The sequence below is a fragment of the Streptomyces sp. CLV115 genome (assembly GCF_038448545.1).
Classification (GTDB): domain Bacteria; phylum Actinomycetota; class Actinomycetes; order Streptomycetales; family Streptomycetaceae; genus Streptomyces; species Streptomyces sanglieri.
Window position 1 is genome coordinate 1 of the sequence record NZ_JBCEWQ010000312.1, and the last position, 3,245, is coordinate 3,245.

Below are 3,245 nucleotides of genomic sequence, written 5' to 3' on the forward strand. Positions count from 1 at the left end.
GCCGGGGCAGGCCCCGGGCGGCGGCCTGATGCGGGTTCCGGCGGGCGCTCTCTGTGGGCGACGCGGGCGTCCCTTCTGAGGCCCGGCGTTGTTCGGCACGGGTTCCGGGGGGCGTTCCTCGCGGGTTCCTGCGGGTGTTTCTCGCGGGCGACACGGCGCCGGACACGGGGCTGTCCGCCCCCTGATCCGGGGCTGTCCGGCACCGGATCCGGCGTTGTTCGGCACCGGATCCGGCGTTGTTCGGCACGGGATCCGGCGTTGTTTGGGACGGGCAGGTGGGCGGGGGGCGGCGGAGAGGGTAGCGTGCGTAGCGCGCCACCGGCGGTTGTTCTCGGCCGCGCGCCTCTCGGCGATCCCGCAGAATGGGTTGCAGAAGGTGTGCCCGAGGCAGGCAGTAACGGGTGTGGACGTCGACGCGGCCCCCAGGTCCGCTCCGCCCCCACCCGTCATGGCCGAAATCGATGGATGTGCTGGCGCGCTCGTGAGACTGGCGTAGGAGAGAAGCGAGACCTGTGAGTGCTGCGACGACGCGAAGCCGTACGGCCCGTACCCCTGTTCCCGACCGTCTGTGCGCCGAGGCGGTAGACCTGGCCCGCGCGGCGGCCGAGGAGGCAGCCGCGCCGGGGGTCGTCGGTGAGCATGTGGCCGTGGTCTCCGAGGGGGACCGGGTCGTCACGCACTTCTTCGAGTGCAAGGAACCCGGCTACCGGGGCTGGCGCTGGGCGGTGACGGTCGCCCGGGCCTCCCGCGCGAAGAACGTCACCCTCGACGAAACGGTGCTGCTGCCCGGCAGTGACGCGATCCTCGCCCCGGAGTGGGTGCCGTGGAGCGAGCGGCTGCGCCCCGGCGACATGGGACCGGGCGATCTGCTGCCCACCGAGGCGGACGACATCCGTCTGGAGCCCGGCTACACCGGCGAGGACGAGCCGCCGCCGAACTCCGCGGTCTCCGAGGTCTCGCAGGAGATGGCCGACCTCGTCGACGCGGAGGACGCGGAGCTGACGACCCGCCCCGCGACGACGAGCCGGGGCTCGATCGCGTCGGTCGCGGACGAGCTCGGCATGCGGCGGGCGCGGGTGCTGTCCCGGTACGGGCTGCATGCGGCGGCCGACCGGTGGGACGAGGAGTTCGGCGCGAAGACGCCGATGGCCCAGGCGGCCCCGGCCTCGTGCGTGACCTGCGCGTTCCTGGTGCCGTTGGCGGGCTCGCTGCGGCAGGCGTTCGGGGTGTGTGCGAACGAGTTCGGTCCGGCGGACGGCCGGGTCGTGTCGCTGTCCTACGGGTGCGGTGGGCACTCGGAGGCGGCGGTGATGCCGAAGCCGCCGAAGCCGGCGCCGCATGCGCTGGACACGATGCAGGTGGACGAGTACCGGTTGCGGCCGGCCCGGGACTCCGGCTCCGTCCCGGCGGAGGCGGACGCGCCCACGGAGGACCTCGGCCACTCGTAGGCGGCGCCCGGGGCGGTGGGGCTTCCCGCGGCGGGCGGGGTGCGGGCGGCTCCGGCGGACCGGTTCCGTCCTCGATCGCCGGACGGGCCTGAGCGGGATGCCGGGCGCCCCCGGCGAACCGCTCTGTCCTCCATTGCCGGACGGGCTCGGGGCGTCGGACGGGCTTGATCTTGTCGCTCGGCCGAGGACTTTCTGCGGCCCAGGGTGCCGCCGTCCGCCCGGGAATTCGCCGAGGGCTGGGGTCTCGTCGCCGGGAGGCCCGATGATCTTCCGGCGGTCCGGGGTTCCCACGTCGGACTGACGGGCTTCCGTCGGTCCGAGGGGCTTCTGAGGGGGGTTACGCCGGTCCGAAGACCTTCCGGCGGTCCGAGAGGCTTGTGCCGGCCCGAAGATCTTCCGCACGTCCGAGGATCTGAGGATCTTCCGTCCGTTCAGGCCGTCCGCACCGGCCCGGCAGACCAGGGCCGGGCGATCCACTCCGGCCCCGGCCCGGCAATCCCAGCCCGTCCGGCGTTCGAGGACGGAACCCTTGCCGTGGACGGCGGTGCGGCAACCTGCGGCCGAGCGGGAGGCAACGCTGAAGCCGACGCCGAAGCCGACGCCGAAGCCGACGCGGAAGCCAAGGCCGGAGGCAGTGCCGAAGCCGACGCGGAAGCCAAGGCCGGAGGCAGTGCAGAAGCCGACCCGGAACCCAGCGCCGAAGCCAAACACCGAGCCCGAGGGCCCGAACCGGCCGATGCGCTGTCCGGCAGGCCCCGTCCGGTGCGAGGACCCGGTACCTTCGGGCGCACACTTGGCGGCACGGGCAGTGCGCTATCGGAAAGAGCGGAGTCAGAGCGTGAGCATGAATGCGACCGAGGGGGCCGATCCGTTCGGGACCGCACGGCTGCGGCGCGGTGTGCTCGACGCCTGGGGCGCCGGCCCCGCCAGGTTCCGCGAGGACGCCAACGCCGAGGAGGACCTCGCGCTCGGCGGCTACCGCGACCGCCTTGTCGTCGAGCTGGCGCAGAACGCCGCCGACGCCGCCGCCCGCGCGCAGGTCCCCGGCCGGCTCCGGCTCACCCTGCACCCGGCGACCCCGCAAACCCCCGCCGTCCTCGCCGCCGCCAACACCGGCGCCCCGCTCGACGCCACCGGCGTGGAGTCGCTCTCCACGCTGCGCGCCTCCGCCAAGCGCGAAGGGCACGAAGGTGCCGTCGGCAGGTTCGGCGTCGGGTTCGCCGCCGTGCTCGCGGTGAGTGACGAGCCCGCCGTCGTCGGCCGGCACGGCGGTGTCCGCTGGTCGCTCGCCGAGGCCCGCGACCTCGCCGCCCGGACGGCCGTCGCCAGCCCCGGCCTCGGCGACGAACTGCGCCGCCGTGACGGTCACGTACCGCTGCTCCGGCTCCCGCTGCCCGCCGAGGGCACCGCACCCGACGGGTACGACACCGTCGTCGTCCTCCCGCTGCGCGACGGCGGCGCCGAGGACCTCGTGGCCCGGCTGCTCGACGCGGTCGACGACGCCCTGCTGCTCACCCTGCGCGGCCTCGAAGAGATCGTGATCGAGACCCCGGACACCGTACGGACGCTGCGCCGCTCCGAGCACGGCCCGTACACCCACGTCGAGGACTCCGCGCACGGTACGAACCGCTGGCGCACCGTCGCCCACCACGGCCCCGTGGAGCCCGCGCTGCTCGCCGACCGCCCCCGCGAGGAGCGGCTGCGCCCGCACTGGTCGGTCACCTGGGCGGTCCCGGCGCGAAGTGGCGGCGGGCGGTGTCGAGCGGCAGCGAGGCGATGAGCAGGGCGGGGATGCCG

1 protein-coding gene and 1 pseudogene are annotated in these 3,245 nt (G+C 74.6%); both read left to right on the forward strand.

Annotated features, from left to right (window positions below):
• Positions 1 to 512 precede the first annotated feature (512 nt).
• Complete coding sequence (locus AADR41_RS41695) at positions 513 to 1,448, forward strand: DUF3027 domain-containing protein (protein ID WP_342287660.1); 936 nt, start codon at positions 513 to 515, stop codon at positions 1,446 to 1,448.
• A gap of 844 nt (positions 1,449 to 2,292) precedes the next feature.
• Positions 2,293 to 3,198: pseudogene (locus tag AADR41_RS41700) on the forward strand (sacsin N-terminal ATP-binding-like domain-containing protein); the annotation flags it as partial.
• Positions 3,199 to 3,245 lie beyond the last annotated feature (47 nt).